This is a genomic window from Sanguibacter sp. Z1732, assembly GCF_051020515.1.
Classification (GTDB): domain Bacteria; phylum Actinomycetota; class Actinomycetes; order Actinomycetales; family Beutenbergiaceae; genus CALKWS01.
In genome coordinates, this window is sequence record NZ_CP194857.1 from 746,444 (window position 1) to 765,322 (window position 18,879).

Genomic DNA, 18,879 nt, shown 5'->3' on the forward strand with positions numbered 1-18,879 from the left:
TTTCCTCACTTGATTGGGGCCGGGTGGCACAACCCGGTCATAGAACTAGTTGCCGAACACCCACAGCACGAGCCGGCCGATGGCGTAGTCCAGCACGCCCACATAGGCCATCATCGCCAGGATGAACACGACGACCACCACGGAGAAGGTGACGAGTTCGTTGCGGGTAGGGGTGCCACCTTGCGGATCTCGGTGATGACCTGACGCACGAACAAGACGATCCTGGCGAAGAACCCCAGGTCCTCACCCTCCCGACCGGGAACGGCGGAGGTCTTCGGGGTCGGCTTGCGCGCAGGCCGCTTGCCCTCGGCGCCCCCGGTCTTGCGTGCCGCCGCCTCGGACCTGCGGGCCTCCTGGCGTACCTTTTTGGTCACATCGCGGCCACTGGATACTGCGGTGCCCTCCGCGCCGGCGCCGGCATCCTCACCCGCGGAAGCCGGGTTCGCCCGGGCCTTGTCGACACCCTCGGCAGGTTGCGCCTGAGCGCCGTCGGGATCGGCGGCGTCATCATCCCGGTCGCGTCCGGGATCACCGGGCGCGTTCGTGGATGTGCTCACAACAGTCTTCCCCTACTCCATGGGTGTCCAGGTGGTGCACTCAACGCAACTCGCGAAGGTGCTCGGCCGGTCGTCCCTGGGACGACCTGCTCTGCAGGGCAGGCGGGACTCGAACCCACAACCGCCGGTTTTGGAGACCGGTGCGCTACCAATTGCGCCACTGCCCTTCGATGCTGTCGTGACGACCGGGAATCCCTGATTCAGGGCACACACCAGCCTGGTGCACGTCAACCACCGGCCTCGAGTGTACGCGCATCCGACCCCGAGGTCGAACCACCGTCGCCAAGATCACGTCAGCAGCCGTTCAGCTGTCGCGTGGCCCGGGCGGACGATGCGCCTCGGCCACGGGTGTGGACGGGTCATACTTGCCGGGTGAACACCAAGGCAGGACGCCACGGGATCAGCGTGCGTACGCGCGTACTGGGCAGCCTTGTGTTCATGGCGATGCTCGCGCTGGCGGTGGCCGGGCTGACGGCGTTCTACTTCGAGCGCGAGCGGGTGGACGCCCAGATCGACGACGCGCTGGAACGCAACGTGAGCGAGTTCCACACCCTGGCAGATCAGGGACTGGACCCGCGCACCGGTGCGCCCTTCGACTCGGTCGCGGCGTTGCTGCGCACTGGCCTGCAACGCATCGCGATGTCCCCGAACGAGGGCAGCCTGGCCTTCTTGGAGGGCGAACTCCGAAACACCGCGCCCACTACCGTCGAGCTCCGGCTGGAGGACGATCCGGAGTTGATGGCGGCTCTGGGTGAGATCCTCACCGCCCAGGCCGCCGCAGGCGCCGCCGGCACCACCCCGCAGGGCCGGCTCACCATGATCGAGACCTCCGAGACCACCTACCGCGCGGCGGTAGTGCCGGTGCGCATCGAGGGCGACGAGAGTCTGGGCACGCTGGTGATGGCCTTCGACCGGGGCGCCGAGCACACGGCCATGGCCGATACCTACCAGCTCTACGCCCTGGTGGGTGTGGTTTCCCTGCTGGTGATCAGTGCGATCGGCTGGTTCACCGTGGGCCGGGTGCTGCGCCCGATCCGGTTGCTGGGTGAGACTGCCGAGTCGATCTCCTCCACCGACCTGTCGCTGCGGATACCGGTGGTGGGCAATGACGACCTGGCCGCACTGACGGGCACGTTCAACCAGATGCTGGAACGCCTGGAGCAGGCCTTCGCCTCCCAGCGCCAACTGCTCGACGACGCCGGCCACGAACTGCGCACGCCGCTGACGATCGTGCAGGGACACCTGGAACTGATGGACCCCAGCGACCCCGGGGACGCCCGGGCCACCAAGGACGTGTTGCTGGACGAGATCGGCCGGATGAACCGCCTGGTGGACGACCTGATGACGCTGGCACGCGCCCGCCGACCGGACTTCGTGGCCGCGCGCCCCACCGACATCGCGATGTTGACCGACGAGGTGCTGGGCAAGGCACGCCTGCTCGGGGAGCGTCAGTGGAGCCTGGACTCCCTGGCCGAGGTGACCGCCCCGGTGGACCCCCAACGGCTGACCCAGGCCCTGTTGCAGTTGTGCGTCAACGCCGTGCGCTTCTCCGAGCCCGGGAGCCGGATCGCGGTCGGGTCCCGCGTTGAGCAGTCCGCCCTGCACCTGTGGGTCCGCGACGACGAGGGCAGCGGGATCGCCGAGGAGAACTTCGAGAAGATCTTCGGGCGGTTCGAGCGGCTGGATCCGGCGATCGAGGGCTCCGGGCTTGGCCTGCCGATCGTGCGATCCATCACCGAGGCCCACGGAGGGCACGTCACCATCCGGTCCGCGCTCGGACAAGGCACCACGGTCACCCTGGTCCTGCCCCTGTACGGCCTCACCGATCAGCTCGACAGGACGGAGCAGCCAGCATGAGTCAGATCCTCATCGCCGAGGATGAACCACGAATCGCCTCGTTCGTGGCCAAGGGGTTACGCGCTGCCGGCTACTCGCCGACCGTGGTGGGCACCGCCAGGGAGACGGTGGACCTCGCCGTCACCGGAGAGTTCGACCTGCTCATACTGGATCTGGGCCTGCCGGACCAGGACGGCTTCACCGCGCTCAAGCGCATCCGGGCGATGCAGAGCATGATGCCGGTGATCATCCTGACCGCTCGCTCCTCGGTCTCCGACACCGTGGCCGGGCTGGAGGGAGGCGCGGATGACTACATGGCCAAGCCATTCCAGTTCGAGGAACTGCTCGCCCGGGTGCGGTTGCGGCTGCGCACCGACGGCAGTTCCGGCGAGACGACCGTGCTGCGCCATGGAGGGTTGTCCCTGGACCTGCGCACCCGTAAGGCTCACGTGGGTGACAAGGCCGTTGACCTGTCCGCACGCGAGTTCGCCCTTGCTGAGACGTTCTTGCGCAACCCCGGCCAGGTCCTCAGCCGCGAGCAGTTGCTCTCCCGGGTGTGGGGTTACGACTTCGACCCGGGTTCCAACGTGGTGGATGTGTACGTGCGCTACCTACGCAAGAAACTCGGCGCTGAGCACTTCGAGACCGTGCGCGGAATGGGCTACCGACTCAGTTCGCCCTGAGGCCGCCACCGGTGGAGACCGGCTGCCTCAGTCGCCGGAGTCAGCCGACGGCGGGGAGTCCGGCGAATCCGGGGACTCGGCGCTGGGCGGGCTGGCGGGGCTGGGCGGAGACGGAGGAGTGTCCGGGCTGGGCGGAGACGGCGGTGTGTTCGGGCTGGGCGGGCTCACCGGCGATGGCGGGGAGTTCGGGCTCGGCGGCGTTGCGGGGCTGTCCGGGCTCACCGGGCTGGTCAGTGAGGGTGCGGAGAAACTCACGTTCCCCGGCTCGGCCTTGGTCAGACCGGAAGCGGCGCGTACCTGGCTCACCGCGGTCCCGCTGCGTTCCACCGCGCTCTGGTCCGCGTTCTGACCGGCCAGGGACACCCCCTCGAGGCTCGCGTCGTTCGGGGCATCGGCCATGGCCACGATGCCGCCACCGGCCACGCCCAGCACACCCAGTGCGCCGGCGGCCGTCCATGTACGTCTACTCATCATCCGTCCTTCTGTTCGAGCGAGTTCGCGATGGCTTCATCATCGGTGGCGTGCATGAGAGGGACCGGAGATGCAGATGAGAGGTCTCTCAGATTGGAGTTCGCCCCGCGCCGGGTGCGGACCGAGGCGTGCGCCCACTGGGTGGCGATCCGCAGCCTTGCCCGGGCCTGCTCCGGGGTGGCACCGGCGATCAGGGACAGCACCACGGCGGCGGTGCGCACGCGCAACGCGTGCGCACCGACCCGGGTTTCGAAGTCCTGCCGCATCCGCTGCAGAACCTCGGGCGTGTGGGCGTAGACCCGGGGAGCCAGGTCCGGCAGGACCGCCACGTGCCCCAGCATCGTCGCCAGATCATCACTGCGCCGGCCGGGCCCGAGGGAGTCGATGTCGATCACATCGCTGACCGCGCCACCACTGGTGAACACGTTGGCCTCGTAGTAGTCCCCGTGGGTGGGCACCTCCTCCTCGGGTACCGCGGTCAACGCCTCGGCCAGGCGGGCGCCCAGGTCCACCACCTCATCGGCCTGCTCCGGAAGTGCTGCGGCGGCCGCTGCGGTGTGGAAGTCCAGCCGATCCGACCAGGACGGTCTCCGGGGCAGCGTCAGGGTCTGCTCGGGCAGCAGATCCAGCCAGCGCACCAGTTCCGCAGGCTCGGGCAGATTCTCGGGATGGGTGTCGGCACCGGCGATCGCCTGAGCCAACGGCGAGCCGCGAGCCGCGCTGAGCACGCACACGCCCGGCACGGGCGTGGCCAGGACTCGCGGGACCGGTACCCCGGCAGATTCGAGCAACTGGTGCCGAGCGATCAGGTCGGCACTCTTCCGCTCGGGCAGCACCTTGACGAACACCGTGCCCGCAGCGCTCTCCACCCGCAGCACCGCTCGACGGGTCGGCCGGTAACTGACCGTTCGCATGGTCACCGCACCGGCACTGCCCAACCCGATCGCCGCCAGCCAGGAACTCACCACCTCGGGGTCGCTTGCCGAGCGCAGCCCGGGCAGCAGCGGGTCGAACGGGCGGCGCCACATCCGGACCTGACGCACGCCGTCGTCCAGCAGGGCCACCCCCTCCCCACCGGTCGCCGCAGGGGACGTGGACGCCACCACGTAGTCGTGCACCCGACGCCCCCGGAGAGAGGAAGCTCACCGAGTAGCCCACGCTGACGCCGGCGCCCGGCCGGTGGTGCACCTGGTGCACGCTGACCTGCAGGTCGGTGTCGGTTCCCGGATCGAACTGCTTCGAGCCGGTCAGGGCCGCCTCGACCATGGCGGTGCGGCCGGAACCGCGCAGGAGTGCGAGGTCGGCGTGCTCGGAGTCGGCATCGGTGCGGGACGTGGCCCCGGAGGAGGTCATTGTGGCACCACACTCCAACACGATGACGATCGGATGAACCCCGGATGAGAACCCTCTCATCCTCGCGCGCGGGCAGCGGTTAGGCGACCGCAGCGGCCCGGCGGCGAGGTGGTGCCCATCACGTCGGGGACCCGCTACCGGCCGCAGCACCGGCCCGGGGCAGTGCCGGAGGGGTCCTAGGGTAGGACCGTGCCTCGCGATCTCTCCTCCTTGCCCAAGGCGCATCTGCATCTGCACTTCACCGGGTCGATGCACCCGCAGACGTTGTCGGACCTGGCTGACGAGGCGGGCATCAGGTTGCCGCAGAGCCTGCGGGAGCATGCCGCCGGGCTGGACCCACTGCGGCTGCCGGCCAACGAGCGCGGCTGGTTCCGCTTCCAGCGCCTGTACGACGCCGCCCGGGCAGTGGTCCGCTCGGAGTCGGCCATGCGCCGGATCGTGCGGGAGGCCGCACAGGCTGATGCCGAGGAGGGCTCCGGTCGCCTGGAGCTCCAGGTCGACCCCACCTCGTACGCCCCGTTCGTGGGCGGCCTGACCCCGGCCCTGGAGGTGGTCCTGGATGAGGCCGAGCAGACCAGCACGGCCACCGGAGTGGATATCGGCGTCGTGGTGGCCGCCTCCCGGGTGCGCCACCCCCTGGATGCCCGCGTGCTGGCCCGACTGGCGGCCCGGTATGCCTCGGACTCCCCGGGCGGTGTGGTCGGGTTCGGGCTGAGCAATGACGAACGGCGCGGTGACACCAGCGAGTTCGGCCCTGCCTTCGCGATCGCGGCCCGGGGCGGGCTGGCCCTGGTACCCCACGGCGGGGAACTCCTCGGTCCGGACCATATCGAGGAGGTCCTGGGCACCCTGCGACCGGATCGGCTCGGCCACGGGGTCCGGGCGGCGGAGGATCCCCGCGTGCTGGACCGGGTGGTGGATGCCGGGATCGCTCTGGAGGTGTGCCCGGGCTCGAACGTCTCCCTGGGTGTCTACCCGGGCTCGGATGAGGTTCCGCTGCGCACACTGGTGGGCGCCGGAGCGCAGGTGGCGCTAGGCGCCGACGACCCGCTGCTCTTCGGCTCCCGGCTCACCGACCAGTACCGCACCGCCCGGGAGGTGCACGGGTTCACAGACGCCGAACTGGCCGAGTTGGCACGCTCCTCGATCCGCGCAAGCCTGGCCTCCGACTCGGTGCGCCGGCGGTTGCTGACCGGTGTGGACGACTGGCTCGCCGGAGTCTGACGGCAGGTACCTCCGGGCCACCGGTCAGGGGCGGATACGCCACACCGCGAGAGCGTCGGCGCTACAGCCTCCCGCCCAGCACGACCGGCTCCGGGACCAGTTCCACCCCGAAGCGCTCCTGCACGCCGGCGCGCACCGTGCGCGCCAGGGCGACCAGATCGGCTGCGCGCGCGCCGCCACGGTTGGTCAGCGCCAGGGTGTGCTTGGTGGACAACGCGGCCGCTCCGGGCAGCCCGTACCCCTTGTCGAATCCGGCCTGGGCGATCAGCCATGCAGCCGAGGTCTTCACCCGGCCCTGCCCGGCGTCGAACCGTGGCGCCTGCGGCGGCAGCCCCGCGGCCCGGGTGGCGTCCAGGATCGGGTTGGTGAAGAAGGACCCGGCGCTCCAGGTGTCGTGATCATCGGCGTCCAGCACCATGCCCTTACCGCGCCGCAGGGCCAGCACCGCCTCGCGCACCTGTGCCGACGGCACCCGCTCGCCCACCGCCACCCCGAGCGTCCTGGCCAGTTCGGCGTACCGGATCGGTGCGGAGGCGTCAGCCCGCACCATCTGGAACTGCACCTGGAGCACCACGTACCTGGGTGTGGGGAACCACGGCGAGTCCGGGGCGTACAGCGACTCCTTCAGCACCGAGTTGCGGTAGTGGAAGGCCAGGTCGGTCCGGGACAGGGTGCGGATCCGTCTCTCGGCCCGGTCCCAGGTGCGCACCGCGACGATCACCTCGCTGACCTCCTGACCGTAGGCGCCCACGTTCTGCATCGGGGTGGCGCCGGTGGACCCGGGGATTCCGGACAGCGCCTCCACCCCCTGCCACCCCTCGGCTACCGCCCGGGCGACGAACCCGTCCCAGTCCTGGCCGGCGGGGACGGTGACGGTCACGCCCTGGCCGGTCCCGGACTCCTGCACCGACACCCCGGTGCGCTGGTCCTGGACCACGATCCCGTCGAATCCGGCATCCGGTGCCAGGATGTTCGACCCGCCACCGAGCACCAGCAGTGGGCGAGAGTCGGCGTCGGCGCCCCGCACGGTCTCGATGATCGTCGCCTGGTCGGCTGCGGCCACGAACGTGTGCACCGGCCCACCCACGCGCAGGGTGGTCAACTCCGCCAGCGAGGGGGTACCGGTCATCTCAGTGCAGCCGGACCTTCGCCCGCGCCTTGCCCAGCACCGCCCGGTCCTCGACCTTCACGGCCAGGTCCACGAGCGCGACGTCGCCCTCAACGCTGCGCACGGTGGCGCTGATGCGTACCTGCACCTGACCGGGGTCCGGTACCGGGACGGGACGGGTGAACCGGGTGGCCAAGCCCAGCACGTCCCCGGGATCGCCCAGGTGATCACCCAGGGCGGAGGCAGCCAGGCCCATGGTCAGCATCCCGTGGGCGATCACCCCGGGCAGGCCGACCTCGGTGGCGATGCGGTCGTTGTAGTGGATCGGGTTGAAGTCACCGCTGGCACCGGCGTAGCGCACCAGTCGGTCACGATCCACCTCGGTGGTGACGGTGAACAGTTCGGTGCCGGGCTCGACGCCGGCGCGTAGCGGGTTCATCGCCCCTCCCCGCGCACGGCCAGGGTGGAGGTGACCGCACAGACCGGTGCGCCGTCGTCGTCGGCGATCTCGGTACGAGTGGTGACCATCGTGATGCCGGCGCGTTCGGTGATGCCGGCCACGTGCACAGCGGTGTGCAGCCGGTCCCCGGCGGTGATCGGGCGGTGGTGGTCGAAGGCCTGCTCGGCGTGGACCACGCGGGAGAAGTCGATCCCGGACCCGGGATCGGAGATGTACTCTGCCTCGGCGCGCTGCGCGACGACGACGGCGAAGGTCGCCGGCGCGATCACGTGGCGGTAGCCGCGGGCGCGCGCCGCCTCGGGATCGGTGTGCAACGGGGAGGTCGCGCCGACGGCGTCGGCGAACTCGGCGAGTTTGACTTCGGAGACGACGTAGGGCGGGGTTCCGGTGAACACCCGCCCTAGGTAGTCGGCATCGACCTGGGCCATGCCGTTCATGCTAGCGCCGATTCAGCGCGTCTCCTTGTGGTTGGTCTTGGCGTTGCAGCGGGAGCAGTACTTGGCCAGTTCCAACCGGTCGGGGTTGTTCCGACGGTTCTTCTTGGTGATGTAGTTGCGCTCCTTGCACACCTCACAGGCAAGGGTGATCTTGGGGCGGACGTCCGCGGACTTGCTGGCCACTGGTCTTCCTTACGCTCGCAGGTCCTGCCGCGACGGTCGGCAGGTGGTGGTGCTGGTGATTCTCCGTGTAGCGGGGGCGGGGATCGAACCCGCGACCTCACGATTATGAGTCGTGCGCTCTTACCGTCTGAGCTACCCCGCCGTGCTCAACGCATGGTGCCACAGAGCCCGCGCGATGAACCAGAGCCCCGAAAGGGAATCGAACCCTTGACCTTCTCCTTACCATGGAGACGCTCTGCCGACTGAGCTATCGGGGCGGCGCAACGAGGCTACAACGTCAGTGCCCGTTCAGCGAAATCGTCGGGACGTGACAATGACCACGTCTCATCGCAGCCAGTTCAGCGGAAGTTCACGAACTGCAGGGCCGCATCGATGTCATCTGCCTCCTTGAGCATCGCGATCACGGCCTGCAGATGATCCCGGGACTTGTCGCTCACCCGCACCTCGTCCCCGGTGATCTGGGTCTTGACGCCCTTGGGCCCGTCCTCGCGGATCAGTTTGGTGATCTTCTTGGCGTTCTCACTCGACAGGCCCTCCTTGAGGGTGGCCACGAGGCGGTACTCCTTGCCGGAGGGCTGCGGCTCCCCCTCACCGGTGTCCAGGGCCTTGAGCGAGACGCCCCGGCGGACCAGCTTGCTCTGGAACACGTCCAGCACCGCCAACACGCGTTCGGCGGAGTTAGCGGTCAGGACCACCGCCTCGGTGCCGGACCATTGGATCCCGGCGCCCACGCCCCGGAAGTCATAACGCTGGGAGACCTCCTTGGCGGCCTGGTTCAGCGCGTTGTCCACCTCCTGGCGGTCGATCTTGCTGACGACGTCGAACGAGGCAACGCTGGCCACGGTGGCCCTCCTTGGTGCTGCTGGGGGAACTGGGGATGTGACGTTGGCGACCCGATGGTCACAGCCGCGCCGCGAACTTGGTATTCTGCCATCCGGCGCTAGTGCCGACCATACGGCGGGTTGCCCGAGCGGCCAAAGGGAGCTGACTGTAAATCAGCCGCGTCACGCTTCGCAGGTTCGAATCCTGCACCCGCCACCACCACGGAGCCCGGACCCACACGAGGGTCCGGGCTCCGTTGCGTGCGCAGGCATCGATAGGCGGTAGGGGGTAGCGCATCGCCTCCGCCCGGACCGGAGGGGCGAGCCGCCGGGCCGACGGGCCGGGCGGCCGAGGAGAGCAGGTCAGCGCTGCCCGGTCGCCCTGCGCTCCAGGCGTTCGATCCGCTCGCTCATCGGCGGGTGGGTGGCGAAGAGTCTGGAGACCGCCTCGGCCCGGAACGGATTGGCGATCATCAGGTGCGAGACATCGGCCAGGTCGCCGGCCGGCTTCAGCGGCCGAGCGGCGGTGCCCCGCTCCAGTTTCCGCAGCGCGGAGGCCAGCGCCAACGGGTCACCGGTGAGATCGGCCCCGGAGGCGTCGGCGTCGTACTCACGCGTGCGCGAGATGGCCATCCGGATCAGTCCGGCGGCGAACGGGGCCAGCAGGGCCATCGCGAGCATCCCGACCAGTGCCAGCGCTCCCCCGGTACGCTGCCGGCCGGCGCCACCGGTGAACAGCAGGAACTGGGCCACCGAGGTGATCACACCGGCCATGGCCGCGGCGACCGAGGAGGTGAGGATGTCCCGGTTGTACACGTGCATCAACTCGTGCCCGAGCACCCCGCGCAGTTCCCGCTCGTCCAGCAGTTCCAGGATGCCCACGGTGCAGCACACCGCGGCATTGCGGGGGTTGCGGCCGGTGGCGAAGGCGTTCGGGGACCGGGTCGGCGAGATGTACAGCCGCGGCATCGGCTGTTCGGCCCTGGCGGCCAGTTCGCGCACGATTCGGTGCATCTGCGGGGCCTGGGCCTCAGTCACCGGCTGGGCCTTCATCGCCCGGATGGCGATCTTGTCCGAGTTCCAGAAACTCACGAAGGTCATCACCACGCCCACGCCGGCGAAGACCCAGATCAATGAGGAGTTCCCGGTCCCGGCCGCCACCAGGGCGCCCAGGGCCATCGTCACCGCCCACATCACCGCGAACAGGCCTGCGGTCTTGACCGTGTTGCCCACACCGGTTCCCATGGTGGTGACCTCCTAAGCCACCGGGGGTGCGCCGCCCGCACCAGCCTCGACGAACATACCCCCGCGGGAGATCTCCGTCATCTCCTCGCGAGGGACCACCTTGACGCGCTCGCGCCCCTGCTTCTCGCCCAGGGCACGCTCATGGGCGTCCAGCAACTCCCAGCCGGTCCAGGAGGTATAGGGCACACCGTCGGCCCGCAACCGCTCCAGGATCGCCTCCGGATCAACTTTCGGTGCTCCCGGCAACACGCCGGCCCGCAGGTCCGCCTGGACGTCCTGGATCAGGTTGGCGATGGTCTCCTGCGCATCGGACTTGGTGTGCCCGATCAGTCCCACCGGCCCCCGCTTGATCCACCCGGTGGCATACAAACCGCGTACGTGCTCACCGTCGTCGTCCAGCACTCGGCCGGTCTCGTTCGGGATCACTCCGGCCACCGGGTCGAAGGGCACCTGCGGCACGGAGGAGCCGAAGTAGCCCACCGCGCGGTAGATCGCCTGGACCTCGAACTCCTCGAACCGGCCGGTCCCCCGGACCGAACCGTCCCCGGTCAGTTCGGTGCGCTCGGTGCGCAGCCCGGTGACGGCATCGGTGCCCAGGACCTCCACGGGCCGGTGCAGGAAGTGCAGGTGGATCCGTCGCGACGCGGTCATCTCGGCGGGATCGCGCATGGTCCAGTCGGTGAGGGTCTTGACCACCTGCCGGGTCTGGTTGCTGGCCGCCAGCGCCTCCTCCGAACCCTCATCGAACTCGAAGTCCTCGGGGTACACCACCACGTCCACACCGGGCACCTTGCCCAGCTCGCGCAACTCCAACGGGGTGAACTTGGCCTGGGCCGGGCCCCGACGTCCGAAGACGTGCACATCGGTCACGGGGTTGGCGGCCAAGCCGTCGATCACGTTCTGCGGGATCTCGGTTCCCATCAGGTCCGGGACGTGCTTGGCCAGCATCCGGGCCACATCCAGCGCCACGTTACCGTTGCCGATCACGGCGACCTTCTCGGCTTCCAGCGGCCAGGTTCGCGGGACATCGGGATGGCCGTCGAACCACGAGACGAAGTCGGCGGCACCGTAACTGCCGGGCAGGTCCACCCCGGGGATGTTCAGGTCCGCGTCCCGGATCGCGCCGGTGGAGAAGACGATGGCGTCGTAGTACTCCCGCAGTTGCGGCACGGTCAGGTCGGTGCCGACATCCACGTTGCCGATCAGGCGGATATCCCCACGCTGCAGCACCTTGTACAGCGCGTTCACGATGCCCTTGATCCGGGGGTGGTCCGGGGCCACGCCGTAGCGCACCAGTCCGTAGGGCGCGGGCAGTCGCTCGAACAGGTCGATCGCCACGTCCAGATCGGTCTTGGCGAGGATATCGGCGGCGTAGATGCCGGCCGGCCCGGCTCCCACGATGGCGACCCGCAACTGTGGAGTGGGAATGGTGTTGCCTTTCGAGAAGAAGGAAGTCTTACCTGCCAGTGTAGGCAACCAGCACCACGGCGGGCAGTGCGGGTCGTGTGTGGCTGGTCTCACCGATGTGCCTGTTTCGCGCAAGGAGGGATAGGTTCACGCTGTGCCCCTCACCCCCCGGCCGCAGGCCGAGCCGACCTCGCGTTCCGGGCTGATCGCCGGGGTGAGCGCTTACGCCCTGTGGGGCCTGCTGCCCCTGTACTTCCCGCTGATGCACGGGGCCGGGGTGTGGGAGATCGGTGCGCACCGGGTGCTCTGGTCGTTGGTGTTGTGCGCCGGGCTGCTGATGCTGATGCGCAAACTGGGCCAGGTCCGCACGCTGCTGGCCGACCGGCGGGTGCTGGTGGGGTTGTCGGTGGCCGCGGTGCTGCTGGCCACGAACTGGGTGACGTTCCTTTATGCGGTGTTCACCGACCGGGTGGTCGATGCCGCCCTTGGCTACTTCGTCAACCCACTGGTCACCATCCTGCTGGGGGTTGTCGTGTTGCGCGAGCGGCTGCGTCCCGGCCAGTGGGCGGCGGTGGGCGTGGCCGCGATCGGGGTGGTGGTGATCGCGATCGGGTACGGGACGGTGCCCTGGATCGCGGTGGTGCTGGCGAGTAGCTTCGGCCTGTACGGGCTCGCCAAGAACCGGCTGGGCCGAACCGTACCGGCACTGCCGGGGCTGGTCGTGGAGACCGCGGCGCTGACCCCGGTGGCACTGCTGTACCTGCTGTTGCTGGCGGGCTTGGGTACCGGCACCTTCGCCGTCAGTTCTGCCGGCACGGCACTGGGACAGCCCTGGCACAGCCTGGTCCTGATGGGCGCCGGGATCGCCACCGCGGTGCCGCTGATGCTGTTCGCGACAGCCGTGGGCCGGTTACCGCTGAGCACCGTCGGATTGCTGCAGTTCATCGCACCGATCATGCAGTTCGCACTGGGCGTGCTGGTGCTGGGTGAGGAGATGCCACCGGCGCGCCTGGCCGGGTTCGTGCTGGTCTGGGTGGGCTTGGTGCTGTTGGGAGTGGAGGGGCAGCAGGCCAGGAGCCGGCGACGGCGAAGCCTCACCCGGTCCTGAGGCGCGCGTTCGGCAGGGCGCTCCGGGGCGCGGCGTGCCCGCCGTCGTCGGGCGGGTCCGGCGATCAGCGCGGCCGAGGACGTCGCGGCACGCGCGAGTACAGCAGCGCCAGCACGATCAGCGCAGCGGCACCGACGAGCCAGGCCCGGGTGAGCTGCTGCGCGGGGGCCATCGGGTCCGGGTAGGCGACCAGGTCCAGATCCGCCGCCGGGTCGGGCAGTGGCTGCGCGGGTCCGTGGACCGGTGAGGCCGGCCCGGGTGCGGTGCCGTCATCGATGAACTGCAGGGGCTGCGACCGGCTGGATGAGGCCCCAGCCCATCCGGTCGTCGCGCTCGGCGGTGCTGGCCCGGGTTGCGGTGGCCTGCAGGCGGTGGGCCCACTGCTGCGGCGTCTCGTCGGGATACCGCGCCGCCACCAGAGCCGCGGCCCCGGAGACGTAGGCGGTCGCCCAGCTGGACGAGGGCGCCGAGTCCCCCGGGGAGAAGATGCAGTCCCCGCCGAACAGGTACGCCGAGGGCACATGCTGGCCCGGGGCGACGACATCCACGTGCTCGCTCTCGAAGGAGGCGACCGCATGCCAGATCCCGGCCCGGTCCACCCCGGAGACCCCGAGCACGCCGTCGTAGGCGGCGGGGTAACGGGGCACGGCTTCCTGCACCTGGGCGGTCCCGCGGTTGCCGGTGCTGGCCACCACCAGCACGCCGTTGTCGGAGGCAGCCTGAACCGCAGCACGCAGATCCGGGTGGTCCTCGGTGGTACTCATCGAGACGTTGATGATCTGCGCGCCGTTCTGCGCCGCCCAGGCGATCCCGTCCGCGATCCGCTGCGGTTTGGGGTGCACATCCTCTTCTTCTGCGCGCTCGGAGTCGGCGTAGTAGACCCGCACCGACTGCAGCATCGCCTCCGGCGCCACCCCCAGCACCGCCGATCCGTCCACGTGGCGGGCGGCGATGATGCCGGCCACCGCGGTGCCGTGCTCGAAGGCATCCCGGTCGTGGGGGTCGTCCTCGACCACGTTCACCCCGTCGACCACCACCTCGCGCAGGTGCTCGTTCTGTGCGTGCACCCCGGAGTCCACCACGGCCACCGTCACACCCGCTCCCCGGGAGTACTGATGTGCCCTGGGGATGCCGAGCGCGTCGAAGGCGGGCGGTGCCTGGGTGACGAACTGTGGATCCTCCGGATCACACTCCTGTCCGGGGGCCAGCGCCCTCGCCGGTGCGGCGCCTGGTCCGGAGACCGACACCGCGACCAGACCCACGGTCAGGGCGCCGGCCAGCGCCGCCGCGAGGGTGCGACGCCACGTCACCGGTGCACCACCGCGCTGGGTCACTCCTCCTCCGCGGGCTCAGGGACGTGTTCGTCCATGCCCTGCACCGCCTCGGCCGGAAGCCCGGAGCGCGCCGCCTCGACCGTGAGCGTCGGGCCCGGCCGGAACAACCCGGCCCAGGACCCCGGGACGGGGGCGGCTCGAGTTCGTCGTAGCCCAGCAGCCCCAGCACCTGTTCGTGCCCGGGCGGGACCTGGTACATGGTGCCGCGTTCATCGATCACCATCCAGGCGCCGAGGTCGCCGCCCCCGTCCTGGCGCACCACGGCGCCGTGCCCGGCGGCAACGTCCACCGGCTCGGATCCCACCTCCTCCTCGGTGCCGACCACGTGCAGGCGGGTAGCCGACGGGGCGTCGTCGTTGTCCTCCGGTTCGGCGCGGTCCAATTGCACGCACGGGGTCGCTTCCGACTCCAGCGCCGCGGGTACCTCCTCGGGCCAGTCGGAGGGCACCAGGTCCGAAGCCGGGTCGACCTGCAGGCTCTGGCGCTCGGAGTAGTCCAGGGTCACCACGTCGTCGGGCCCCAGGCCGGTACCCAGGTAGTACAGCGTTACCGCCAGGGGGCTGAGCTCGACCAGCACTCCCTCGTCGGTGAGCACGTGGGGTGCGCCGGTCTCGCCCTGCGCGTTGCGCAGCAGGGTGACCGTGCCGACCCTCAGGTCCACGTCCAGTTGGGCGGCCGGCCCGGGTGGGGTGGACCCGAGGCTCTCCATGGTGAACGGGGCCAGCGGGGTGCCCTCGGTGAAGATGTTCAGCCAGCGCCCCCCGACCGCCGAGACGTTGTCCGGGTGGAACTCCAGGGCGTGGCTGACCGCGTTCAGGTCGTCATCGGCGATCCGGTAGCGGTGCCCGCCGTGCACGTAGTGGGTTTGCCCGTTGACGCTCACCAGTGCCGCGTTGCCTTCTTCCGGTGCAGCGCGGTCCGGATTCAGCGAGGTCCATTCCCGCTCCGGACCGACGGCACAGGAGAGCCACTGGTTGTTGATCAGGTTCTCCAGTGGTGGCAGGGCATCCGGTGCCCCCGGGATTCCCACGGTCATCGTGCCGCGCGGGACATCGCTGAGCTGTGTCTCGCTGAGGTTGACCACCCGGAAGGTCTCGGCGAAGGCGAGCAACCGGGCACTGGTGATGTTGTGCACCGGGTATAGCTCGCCGTTGACGGCCACGTACCGCGCCCCGGTCTCGCTGACCACCACCAGGGAGTTGACCTTCCAGTCGTCATCCTGCTCCCCGGTGAACAGCCCGGCGATCAGGCTGCCGCCTACCACCAGCACACTGAGCACGATCCCCGTGATCACCCCGCGCAGCGGCTTGGCCGGTTCGAGTTCGCGCCCCCCGGGCGCCCCGGAGACGAAGGCCGTGAGGAGCCGGCGCCGGGAGAACGTCTGGGCCTGCAGGAGTTCCTTCTTCGAGGCCATCGGCTACACCAGCCCGGCGGCCACGATCGCGGCGGGGAGCAACAGCGCCAGGCAGGCCAGCTCGGCGGCGTCGGCCAGCCGACCCAGCCAGAGCCGCTGCTTAGGTGCCACCAGGGACAGGCCCACGATGGCGGCGGCCACGATGCCGACCCCGAGCGTGACACCGATACGCCAGGTCGGGTGCAGCAGCGCACCGACCACCCCGGTCAGCGCCAATCCCAGCACCGCCAGCGACATCACCGCGCCGACGTCGAAGCGGGCGTAGGACTCACGCACGCTCAGGATCATCCCGGCGTAGGCAAGCAACAGCAGGACCAGTCCGAACAGCCCGGTGCCCAGCACCATCGGGGTGGCGATCAGAGTGAGCAGTGCGACCGCGATGCGCAGGGACACCTGGATCCGGTGCCCGCGATGCCACAGCCCCGCCACCTCCTCGGCATCCAACTCCTCGGGGTCGGCCAGGATCTCCTCATCGGCGCTTGCGGTGGCCACCCGTAACGGGGTGGCCGACAGTGCCAGCCACGGGATACCGATGCCGGCAGGCCGGCCACCGCCACGGCGATGGCCAGCACATGGCCGGGCTCGAAACCCGTGAACTCCACGATCGCCCCGACGGCCGCCACTGCGGCGCCCAGGATCGCCGGGACCAGCGTGAACTCGCGGTTGTCGCGCAGCAGCAACAGGCCCAGCACTCCGGTCACTGCGGCCCCGGCACCGGCGTACAGTGCCGGGGCTCCCCACAACGATTCGGCCGCGCTGAGGGTGAATCCGGCCACGGCTGCGTACAGGGCGGCCACCTGGACCAGCGCCACAGGTGCCGCCGGTGGCCCGCCGATGCGCCCGATCACCGCCGCCGAGAACAGCAGGATCACCGAGGTCAGGGCGGCTGCGACCGTCACCAGCGCCGATGCGCCGCCCAGCCCCGCTGCGGTGAGCATGATCGCCACGGTGGTCAGCAGCGTCACCGCGGCCAGCACCGCCGTGGTGGCAGCGTCCTGGGGCGACCACGGCTTCTGTTCACTCTCGACCACGTCGGCCACGGCCTCGACGATGTCGTCGTAAACCCGTAGTTCGGCGCTGTCCACCCCCGACACCAGGGTGAGCACGTCACCATCGACCACACCCTGGGCCTGCAGGCTACGGTCGTCGTCCAACTCGTGGCCGTCGGCGCGGGTCAGCCGGTATCCGGCGTAGGCGGTGCCGGCCTCGAGCATGTTCAGGTGCCGGGCCAGGCCCGGGGTGATCTCCACGACCGGGACGCCGGCGGGTGCGGCGATGTCCATCCGGCGGTCGCCCGCAACGACGGACACCCGCACACGTTGGCCCACAGCCCGCTCGGTGCTGGTGGTCTCACTCATCTCATCCCCGCCCGAATCCTCGGCTCAGCACAGTCCGAGTTACTACTACCCCATCTATGAACTACCTTGCCACGCTCCCGCATCGCACCGGCACGTCCCGCTTCGCCCGGGCGCCCAGCACCGGTCCGCACCCCGGCGATACTCACGGCCCCGCGATCTCGATCGTCGCCGCCCCGGACGTTTCCAGCCCCTCGGCGACCATGACCACGTACTCCCCCGCCGGGAGCTCATGTTGCAACTGCGCCACGCCATCGACGTGCACGTCGTACAGGTCCGGCAGATCCTGGTCCGGCTCCGATCCCTCCCATGCCTGCACCACCAGCAGCACCGGCTGGGAGTGCTCATCGGTGCGGGATGCGGTGAACGTGTACTCACCGCCTTCCGGGATCGTCACCGCCCCGTGCCAGCCACCCCCGAAGCCCTCGGCGAAGTCGATCTCCGTGGTCGAGCCGATCTCGACCCGGTCGGGCACCCACGATCGCAACTGCGCCCCGTCCTCGAAGTCGGTGGAGGCACGCTCGTCGAAGCCACGGACGTGCACCCGGTACTCCCCCGCGTCCAGCGTCCGGATCACCAGCGGATCGATCTGGGAGGCATCGCTGAAGCGCGCCTCGCCCGGGTCCCGGCTGCCGACCTTGTCGGCGTACACCTGCCCGTCCGGCCCGGTCAGTGTCAGTTCGGTGCGTGAGTTCCGCGTTCCGGCCACCGATTCCAGGATCACCACGCCGCGTTCGGCGACTACCAGGGTGCCCTCCCACTCTCCCGGGCCGCCCTCCACCGTCTGGACTGTCTCGCCCACCTCGACGCGCGGGAGGTCCGGCTCCGGCTCGGACGCGGCCTCGGCGTCCGGTTCCGGTTCGGTCTCCTCGGGGGCGGCACCGGCCACCGACACCTCCGGCGTCCTCGGCCCCTCGTGCGGCTCCTCGTCGCTGCACCCGGCCAGGGCCAGGCCGACGGCGAGCGCCACGAGCGCGACGGGTCCCGTGCGCAGGCCCGTTCGGCGCGTCCGAGTTGGGTTCATGTCGTCACTGTAAAGGGCGCGCCAAGCCGATGGGGACACCATGGGCACGTCGCTCGGTGGCCCCGATGGGGACCTCTGCCCATGTACGCACCGGGGGTGAGTTCGTACAGTGGCAGGTATTCACCACACACGGTGAGCCCACCCTGGTGGTGGTAGTAAGCGGCCCGAGGGGGCCACAACACAGGAGGTGACTGTGGGACACGAAGTCTCAGCAGCAGACGGCGCACTCCAGCGGGGTGCGAACATCGTGGCCGAGTCGAAGGCCGCACTGCATGGGGAGCTCGCCTCCCTCGAAGGACGACTCTCCGGCATCGGGGCACAGTGGCAGGGCTCCGGTTCTGCAGCGTTTGCCAATGTGATGGCGCAGTGGCGGGAGAAGTCCAACAGGATCATCAACAGCCTCGAGAACTTCGAGGAGAACCTCAAGCAGTCCCAGACCACGTACACCGCGTCCGACGACGCCGCCTCACAGGCGATGACCAATCTTCAGGGCCGGCTCGGCTGATCGGGAGGAACCCACATGTTCAAGGCTAATTTCGAAAGCATCAGCACGGCCGGAGCGGACATCGTCAACGGCGCCAACAAGATCGAGCAGCAGCTCAACGACATGGACACCCAGTTGCGTCCGTTGCAGTCGGACTGGACCGGTGCGGCATCGGACGCCTACGAGCAGGCCCGGGCCACCTGGACCCAGACCATCAACGAGATGAAGCAGTTGCTCGCCGAGATCGGCGCCGCTGTCACCCAGAGCGGTCAGGACTACCAGACCACCGACAGCCAGAACGCGAACCGGTTCGCCTGAGCCCGCGCGAACACGTGACGGTCGTGCCGAAGCCAGCGGTTTCGGCACGTGCCGCCA

At 69.7% G+C, this 18,879-nt stretch carries 23 protein-coding genes and 4 tRNA genes; 8 read left to right on the forward strand and 19 right to left on the reverse strand.

Going from position 1 to position 18,879, the window contains the following annotated elements:
- Nucleotides 1–45: 45 nt before the first annotated feature.
- From ACRRRO_RS04115 to ACRRRO_RS04125, 3 genes are all read right to left on the reverse strand, one after another.
- Nucleotides 46–138: a hypothetical protein gene (locus ACRRRO_RS04115; RefSeq protein ID WP_434081108.1), complete on the reverse strand. Its 93-nt coding sequence runs from the start codon at nucleotides 136–138 to the stop codon at nucleotides 46–48.
- Nucleotides 111–557 (reverse strand): hypothetical protein, encoded by a 447-nt coding sequence (locus ACRRRO_RS04120; protein WP_434081109.1) that lies wholly within the window; start codon nucleotides 555–557, stop codon nucleotides 111–113. The genes ACRRRO_RS04115 and ACRRRO_RS04120 overlap by 28 nt, the downstream gene beginning before the upstream one ends.
- Before the next feature lie 94 nt (nucleotides 558–651).
- Nucleotides 652–724, reverse strand: a tRNA-Trp gene (locus tag ACRRRO_RS04125).
- Between the two features lie 205 nt (nucleotides 725–929).
- On the opposite strand from ACRRRO_RS04125, the gene ACRRRO_RS04130 reads away from it, so the two are divergent.
- Both ACRRRO_RS04130 and ACRRRO_RS04135 read left to right on the forward strand, forming a co-directional pair.
- A complete protein-coding gene (locus ACRRRO_RS04130) occupies nucleotides 930–2,414 on the forward strand; it encodes a sensor histidine kinase (RefSeq protein ID WP_434081110.1) in 1,485 nt (494 codons plus the stop codon).
- Entirely contained in the window at nucleotides 2,411–3,076 is a 666-nt protein-coding gene (locus ACRRRO_RS04135) for a response regulator transcription factor (protein WP_424786323.1), read from the forward strand. The genes ACRRRO_RS04130 and ACRRRO_RS04135 overlap by 4 nt, the downstream gene beginning before the upstream one ends.
- 27 nt (nucleotides 3,077–3,103) lie before the next feature.
- Here ACRRRO_RS04135 and ACRRRO_RS04140 read toward each other — a convergent pair whose 3' ends face one another.
- Nucleotides 3,104–3,547: a hypothetical protein gene (locus ACRRRO_RS04140; protein ID WP_424796480.1), complete on the reverse strand. Its 444-nt coding sequence runs from the start codon at nucleotides 3,545–3,547 to the stop codon at nucleotides 3,104–3,106.
- Nucleotides 3,547–4,650, reverse strand: a complete 1,104-nt coding sequence (locus tag ACRRRO_RS04145) for a phosphotransferase (RefSeq protein WP_434081111.1) — start codon at nucleotides 4,648–4,650, stop codon at nucleotides 3,547–3,549. The genes ACRRRO_RS04140 and ACRRRO_RS04145 overlap by 1 nt, the downstream gene beginning before the upstream one ends.
- An 88-nt stretch (nucleotides 4,651–4,738) precedes the next feature.
- On the opposite strand from ACRRRO_RS04145, the gene ACRRRO_RS04150 reads away from it, so the two are divergent.
- A complete protein-coding gene (locus tag ACRRRO_RS04150) occupies nucleotides 4,739–4,948 on the forward strand; it encodes a hypothetical protein (RefSeq protein WP_434081112.1) in 210 nt (69 codons plus the stop codon).
- Nucleotides 4,949–5,089: 141 nt separating this feature from the next.
- Complete coding sequence (locus tag ACRRRO_RS04155) at nucleotides 5,090–6,124, forward strand: adenosine deaminase (RefSeq protein ID WP_434081113.1); 1,035 nt, start codon at nucleotides 5,090–5,092, stop codon at nucleotides 6,122–6,124.
- A gap of 61 nt (nucleotides 6,125–6,185) precedes the next feature.
- Here ACRRRO_RS04155 and ACRRRO_RS04160 read toward each other — a convergent pair whose 3' ends face one another.
- The 7 genes from ACRRRO_RS04160 to ACRRRO_RS04190 all read right to left on the reverse strand — a co-directional run bounded on the left by ACRRRO_RS04160 (nucleotide 6,186) and on the right by ACRRRO_RS04190 (nucleotide 9,154).
- The gene (locus ACRRRO_RS04160) at nucleotides 6,186–7,253 is read right to left on the reverse strand and encodes a UDP-N-acetylmuramate dehydrogenase (protein WP_424796483.1); all 1,068 of its coding nucleotides are present in this window, start codon (nucleotides 7,251–7,253) and stop codon (nucleotides 6,186–6,188) included.
- 1 nt (nucleotide 7,254) lies between these two features.
- Nucleotides 7,255–7,671: a MaoC/PaaZ C-terminal domain-containing protein gene (locus tag ACRRRO_RS04165; protein WP_424796484.1), complete on the reverse strand. Its 417-nt coding sequence runs from the start codon at nucleotides 7,669–7,671 to the stop codon at nucleotides 7,255–7,257.
- Complete coding sequence (locus tag ACRRRO_RS04170; protein WP_424796485.1) at nucleotides 7,668–8,120, reverse strand: FAS1-like dehydratase domain-containing protein; 453 nt, start codon at nucleotides 8,118–8,120, stop codon at nucleotides 7,668–7,670. The genes ACRRRO_RS04165 and ACRRRO_RS04170 overlap by 4 nt, the downstream gene beginning before the upstream one ends.
- Nucleotides 8,121–8,141: 21 nt before the next feature.
- Complete coding sequence (rpmG, locus tag ACRRRO_RS04175; protein WP_424786330.1) at nucleotides 8,142–8,312, reverse strand: 50S ribosomal protein L33; 171 nt, start codon at nucleotides 8,310–8,312, stop codon at nucleotides 8,142–8,144.
- Between the two features lie 68 nt (nucleotides 8,313–8,380).
- Nucleotides 8,381–8,454 (reverse strand) — tRNA-Met (locus ACRRRO_RS04180).
- A gap of 42 nt (nucleotides 8,455–8,496) precedes the next feature.
- Nucleotides 8,497–8,569: transfer RNA gene (locus ACRRRO_RS04185), tRNA-Thr, on the reverse strand.
- Between the two features lie 81 nt (nucleotides 8,570–8,650).
- A complete protein-coding gene (locus ACRRRO_RS04190) occupies nucleotides 8,651–9,154 on the reverse strand; it encodes a YajQ family cyclic di-GMP-binding protein (RefSeq protein ID WP_424796486.1) in 504 nt (167 codons plus the stop codon).
- Between the two features lie 114 nt (nucleotides 9,155–9,268).
- Here ACRRRO_RS04190 and ACRRRO_RS04195 point away from each other — a divergent pair.
- Nucleotides 9,269–9,353: transfer RNA gene (locus tag ACRRRO_RS04195), tRNA-Tyr, on the forward strand.
- A 143-nt stretch (nucleotides 9,354–9,496) separates the two neighbouring features.
- On the opposite strand, the gene htpX is transcribed toward ACRRRO_RS04195, so the two are convergent.
- Entirely contained in the window at nucleotides 9,497–10,378 is an 882-nt protein-coding gene (gene htpX / locus ACRRRO_RS04200; protein ID WP_424786332.1) for a zinc metalloprotease HtpX, read from the reverse strand.
- A gap of 12 nt (nucleotides 10,379–10,390) precedes the next feature.
- A complete protein-coding gene (locus tag ACRRRO_RS04205) occupies nucleotides 10,391–11,806 on the reverse strand; it encodes an FAD-dependent oxidoreductase (protein WP_424796654.1) in 1,416 nt (471 codons plus the stop codon).
- A gap of 133 nt (nucleotides 11,807–11,939) precedes the next feature.
- Here ACRRRO_RS04205 and rarD point away from each other — a divergent pair, with 133 nt between their 5' ends.
- Nucleotides 11,940–12,893, forward strand: coding sequence for an EamA family transporter RarD (gene rarD, locus ACRRRO_RS04210; RefSeq protein WP_424796487.1), 954 nt, complete (start codon nucleotides 11,940–11,942; stop codon nucleotides 12,891–12,893).
- Nucleotides 12,894–13,162: 269 nt separating this feature from the next.
- Here rarD and ACRRRO_RS04215 read toward each other — a convergent pair whose 3' ends face one another.
- The 5 genes from ACRRRO_RS04215 to ACRRRO_RS04235 form a co-directional block, all read right to left on the reverse strand.
- Nucleotides 13,163–14,155: a S8 family serine peptidase gene (locus ACRRRO_RS04215; protein WP_434081547.1), complete on the reverse strand. Its 993-nt coding sequence runs from the start codon at nucleotides 14,153–14,155 to the stop codon at nucleotides 13,163–13,165.
- Nucleotides 14,079–15,641, reverse strand: a complete 1,563-nt coding sequence (gene eccB / locus ACRRRO_RS04220; protein ID WP_434081114.1) for a type VII secretion protein EccB — start codon at nucleotides 15,639–15,641, stop codon at nucleotides 14,079–14,081. The genes ACRRRO_RS04215 and eccB overlap by 77 nt, the downstream gene beginning before the upstream one ends.
- Before the next feature lie 3 nt (nucleotides 15,642–15,644).
- Entirely contained in the window at nucleotides 15,645–16,034 is a 390-nt protein-coding gene (locus tag ACRRRO_RS04225; RefSeq protein ID WP_434081115.1) for a hypothetical protein, read from the reverse strand.
- Nucleotides 15,998–16,999 carry an EsaB/YukD family protein gene (locus tag ACRRRO_RS04230; protein WP_434081116.1) on the reverse strand — a complete coding sequence of 334 codons (1,002 nt, stop codon included), beginning with the start codon at nucleotides 16,997–16,999 and terminating at the stop codon, nucleotides 15,998–16,000. The genes ACRRRO_RS04225 and ACRRRO_RS04230 overlap by 37 nt, the downstream gene beginning before the upstream one ends.
- 142 nt (nucleotides 17,000–17,141) lie before the next feature.
- Complete coding sequence (locus tag ACRRRO_RS04235; protein WP_424796491.1) at nucleotides 17,142–18,020, reverse strand: hypothetical protein; 879 nt, start codon at nucleotides 18,018–18,020, stop codon at nucleotides 17,142–17,144.
- A gap of 187 nt (nucleotides 18,021–18,207) precedes the next feature.
- Between ACRRRO_RS04235 and ACRRRO_RS04240 the strand changes: the two genes are divergently transcribed.
- Together ACRRRO_RS04240 and ACRRRO_RS04245 are read left to right on the forward strand one after the other, a co-directional pair.
- Nucleotides 18,208–18,525 (forward strand): WXG100 family type VII secretion target, encoded by a 318-nt coding sequence (locus tag ACRRRO_RS04240; RefSeq protein ID WP_434081117.1) that lies wholly within the window; start codon nucleotides 18,208–18,210, stop codon nucleotides 18,523–18,525.
- A gap of 15 nt (nucleotides 18,526–18,540) precedes the next feature.
- Nucleotides 18,541–18,822, forward strand: a complete 282-nt coding sequence (locus tag ACRRRO_RS04245; protein ID WP_424786339.1) for a WXG100 family type VII secretion target — start codon at nucleotides 18,541–18,543, stop codon at nucleotides 18,820–18,822.
- Nucleotides 18,823–18,879: the final 57 nt, after the last annotated feature.

What these genes read in the sequence shown, in the direction of transcription:
- ACRRRO_RS04230 (WP_434081116.1), bottom strand. Translation starts at nt 16,999, where the DNA reads ATGAGTGAGACCACCAGCACCGAGCGGGCTGTGGGCCAACGTGTGCGG.
- eccB (WP_434081114.1), bottom strand. Translation starts at nt 15,641, where the DNA reads ATGGCCTCGAAGAAGGAACTCCTGCAGGCCCAGACGTTCTCCCGGCGC.
- ACRRRO_RS04140 (WP_424796480.1), bottom strand. Translation starts at nt 3,547, where the DNA reads ATGAGTAGACGTACATGGACGGCCGCCGGCGCACTGGGTGTGCTGGGC.
- ACRRRO_RS04165 (WP_424796484.1), bottom strand. Translation starts at nt 7,671, where the DNA reads ATGAACCCGCTACGCGCCGGCGTCGAGCCCGGCACCGAACTGTTCACC.
- ACRRRO_RS04235 (WP_424796491.1), bottom strand. Translation starts at nt 18,020, where the DNA reads ATGAACCCAACTCGGACGCGCCGAACGGGCCTGCGCACGGGACCCGTC.
- htpX (WP_424786332.1), bottom strand. Translation starts at nt 10,378, where the DNA reads ATGGGAACCGGTGTGGGCAACACGGTCAAGACCGCAGGCCTGTTCGCG.
- ACRRRO_RS04245 (WP_424786339.1), top strand. Translation starts at nt 18,541, where the DNA reads ATGTTCAAGGCTAATTTCGAAAGCATCAGCACGGCCGGAGCGGACATC.
- ACRRRO_RS04135 (WP_424786323.1), top strand. Translation starts at nt 2,411, where the DNA reads ATGAGTCAGATCCTCATCGCCGAGGATGAACCACGAATCGCCTCGTTC.
- ACRRRO_RS04170 (WP_424796485.1), bottom strand. Translation starts at nt 8,120, where the DNA reads ATGGCCCAGGTCGATGCCGACTACCTAGGGCGGGTGTTCACCGGAACC.
- ACRRRO_RS04160 (WP_424796483.1), bottom strand. Translation starts at nt 7,253, where the DNA reads ATGACCGGTACCCCCTCGCTGGCGGAGTTGACCACCCTGCGCGTGGGT.